Source organism: Alkalibacterium iburiense, from assembly GCF_039521845.1.
Taxonomy (GTDB): Bacteria; Bacillota; Bacilli; order Lactobacillales; family Carnobacteriaceae_A; genus Alkalibacterium; species Alkalibacterium iburiense.
In genome coordinates, this window is sequence record NZ_BAAACW010000105.1 from 1 (window position 1) to 3762 (window position 3762).

At 43.3% G+C, this 3762-nt stretch carries 2 protein-coding genes; both read right to left on the bottom strand.

Annotation, left to right across the window (positions count from 1 at the left end; genetic code table 11):
• Positions 1–152: 152 nt before the first annotated feature.
• Positions 153–1910, bottom strand: coding sequence for an ABC transporter ATP-binding protein (locus ABDZ53_RS08605; protein WP_343755567.1), 1758 nt, complete (start codon positions 1908–1910; stop codon positions 153–155).
• 3 nt (positions 1911–1913) lie between these two features.
• Positions 1914–3665, bottom strand: a complete 1752-nt coding sequence (locus tag ABDZ53_RS08610; RefSeq protein WP_343755569.1) for an ABC transporter ATP-binding protein — start codon at positions 3663–3665, stop codon at positions 1914–1916.
• Positions 3666–3762 lie beyond the last annotated feature (97 nt).

Here is a 3762-nt window from a genome sequence, read left to right on the forward strand (position 1 = left end):
TTTTAAATTTTTCATGATTTAATTATACCATGAGAGGTGCTTTTTTGTCTCTTTTTAGCATTTTCTTTTCAAATAAAAAGACCCCCAAAAGTTAGTTGTCTAATCTAACTCCTAGGGGTCCTCACTTTGTGTGATACTTTTTCTTATATTCTTTATGAAGCCAAGGTTTGGCCCTTCTTTTGCATTTCGTACATTTCTGAATAGGCTCCCTCTATGGTTAAGAGAGACTCGTGCGTGCCTTGTTCGATAATTTCTCCATTATCGAGAACAAGAATCTGATCGGCGTGCTGGATAGTCGATAAACGGTGAGCGATGATAAAGGTTGTTCGTCCTTCTTTCAATACATTCATAGCGTGCTGAATGATTTCTTCCGTTTCGGTATCAATAGAGGACGTTGCTTCATCCAGTATTAAAATTTTTGGATTAAAGGCAAGCGCTCGGGCAAAAGAAATCAACTGGCGCTGACCTGAACTTAAGGTACTCCCCTTTTCAACAACTGGTTCATCGATGCCTTTTTCAAACTTATTCAGCAGGTCGGCTCCCCCCACATCAATCAGAGCCTGAATCGCTTCTTCTCGCGTAATCGACTCATTGTTCATCGTGATGTTGGACAACAGTGTGCCGGTGAATAAGAACGGATCTTGCAGCACAATCCCCATGCCTCGTCTCACCGACTGTCTGGAAAACTCACGTGTATTCTTTCCGTCCATCAAGATTTCCCCTTTTTGCGGGTCATAGAAACGGAACAATAAATTCATAATCGAACTCTTACCGGAACCCGTATGCCCAACTAAAGCAACGGTTTGCCCCGGTTCTGCCGTAAAGTGAATATCTTTCAACACATCTTTTTCTTCCGTGTACCCAAAAGTCACATGATTGAACGACACGCGGCCCTCCGTAATTTCCAGCTCTTCTTCCGGATTATCTTCTGGTTTCATATCCATCAGTTCAAATACCCGGTCACCGGCTGCGATCGCCTGCTGGACAAAGGCCATCTGCTGCACGATTCCCTTAATCGGTTCGTACAAGCGGCTGACGTAATCCCCAAACAAGTAAAGCATCCCTACGGAAACACCGAGCACCCCGTTGATGTATTGGGTACTGAAGTAAACCATTAAGAGAAGGAGGGACATGCGTCGCAAGAAGTCTGCAAAGGTCCACTGGAAACCGGAGTCCAGAATAACGTATTTGCGCATGACTTCGTACCACTTTTCATTCGTGACTTCAAATTCTTCTTGAATCTGCTCTTCCTGTTCAAAGGCTTGAATAATCTGCATCCCTTGAATAGATTCATTCAGTTTTGCGTTGATGTCAGAGTTTAATTCCCGTTCTTGGCGGTTAAAGACACTGGCGTATTTGGTATAGAATTTATTCCAGAAATACATCAGTGGAATCAGAAGCAGCAACACTAAAGCTAAACCAGTATGGAAACTGGCTATCGCAATGTAGGCTCCAATAACGTAAAAGGTATTAATGAGTATCTGACCGATTGTTGCCACATAAAACTGCTGGCGCAAGTTTTCCGTGTCGTTAGTAATACGCGCCACGATTTTTCCTGCTGGTAGATTGTCGTAATAGTTGATCGGCAGTTCTTGAATATGGGTGTACAACTGGTCACGAATCACTTTTATTATGCCATTAGCTGCACGCATCCGGTAAATGGATGAAATATACCGAGTAATCACTGTAAAGACTGTGAGTCCAAAGTAAGTGGCCATCAGTCGAATCAGGACATCCGTGTAGGCGTTCCCTTCTGCAGCGGCAGGTGTTATGACATTATCAATCACGCGCTGGGCGATAATCGGACCAGCTAAGTCGGAGAACATGGACAAAATAACGAGTCCTATTCCGATGGCAAAGTATAATTTAAAGTATTTCATATAAGAAAGGAGTCTTTTGACTGTCTTCATTTATTATTCCCCTTCCTCTTCTAGAGAGTCTTTGATTTCTTGTTTCATAAACTGTTCATAATACCAGCCTTGGTTTTGAATGAGTTCATCATGCGTGCCTTTTTCAACAATTCGGCCGCTGTCTAAAACAATAATCTCATCCGCTTCTTTCACCGCTGATAAACGGTGTGTTGAGATAATGGTTGTTTTTCCTTCTCTCACATGCTGGATATTTTTAATAATATTCTGTTCTGTTTTAGCGTCAACCGCCGATAAGGAGTCATCTAAAATAAGCACCTCAGGATTCTTAATTAAAGCGCGCGCGATAGAAATCCGCTGTTTCTGACCGCCGGATATCGAAACCCCTTTTTCTCCAATAAGAGTATCCAAACCCTTCTCCATATTTTTCAAATCGTCTTCAAAGGAAGCCAGACGGATACTGGTCAGTATGTCTTCATCGGTCGCATCTTTTTTCCCAAACGCTATATTATCTCTGACACTTCGGCTAAAAAGCACGTGGTCTTGCGGAACGTAGCCGATTAAGCGTCTTAGGGACGGATCGCGGTAATCGCTGTAGGCTCTGGACCCCATATTAAACGTTCCGACTCCTTGTGGAAACTGGTTGAGCAGCTGGCGGATGAGTGTTGTTTTACCCGCCCCGGTTTTCCCGACGATACCGAGCATTTTGCCTTTTGGTAAAGTTAAGTCGATGTTGTCCAAATTCGTTGTTTCACTGGAGGTATATTTGAAGGTAAACTCATTGAATAGTAAATCATCAATGGCTTTCGCTTCTTCTTCTCCCTTGAATTCCAAATCGTCGGTCGAGTAGCGCACTTCTTCGACCCGTCGCATAGAAGCGCTCCCTTGCCTTAATATAAGCACCAGTTCGGATACGGATATAATCGGCCAGATCATCATGCCCAAATACATCTGGAAGGCTACGATATCTCCGACACTCAAGGTTCCGCGGGCAACGAGAATAGATCCATAACTTAAGGCAATGATAATACTGAGGCCTTCAAAGGCTTTAACGGTTGGACCAAAGATAGCGGAAATTTCTGAGACACGGTTGTTTTTCTTCAGCAAGTCTTCTGTCTGGTTTTTAAAGGTTTGAATAAAGTCCGCTTCTTTTACATAAGCCCGAATGACGCGCATCCCGTCAATCATTTCTAGAACATCATCATTGACGGATGAGAAGGATTTCTGAGCAATTTCATAGGCCTCATCCACTTGTGCCCCTTTGACTTTGACGACATAGGCCATAGGCAAGAGAGGCACGACAGCCGCAATCGTTAAGCTCCAGCTGACGGATATCCCCATCATCACAACTAAGGTTGCTGTCATTCCCGTAGCACTCATCAATACCAGCATACCGTAGCCAGCCGTTTCCGAAATCGCTCGAATATCCTGGGTTGAACGTGCCATTAAGTCCCCTGTTCTAAATTTCTCGAAATAAGGGGCACGCATACGGAGGAAGTGACGCATCATAGTACTGCGCATTTCCTTTTGTAATTTAAAGGCTCCGGCAAAGAGACCGTAACCCCAGATGAAATCTAATACATACGTGACTAATACCAGTCCTAAAAACTGCAGGCTATAAGTAATCAATAAACTGCGGTCCATTTCTCCTGTCACGATGGCATCAATAAATCGTCCGATGATATAAGGAATAATGACTCCGAATATATTGGCAATAGCCATACACACAAGCGCAATAGAATATTGCCATTTATTTTCTTTGAAAAAATCTTTTAATTTAATTAGTACGTCAAACATACATTCTTTCCTTTCTCTTTTCCGAAAAATCAAAACCACCAGTGTGAACTGGTGGTTTGCTCTGCGGCTGTAAGCCTCTCTTACCGGCCTCGGCCTG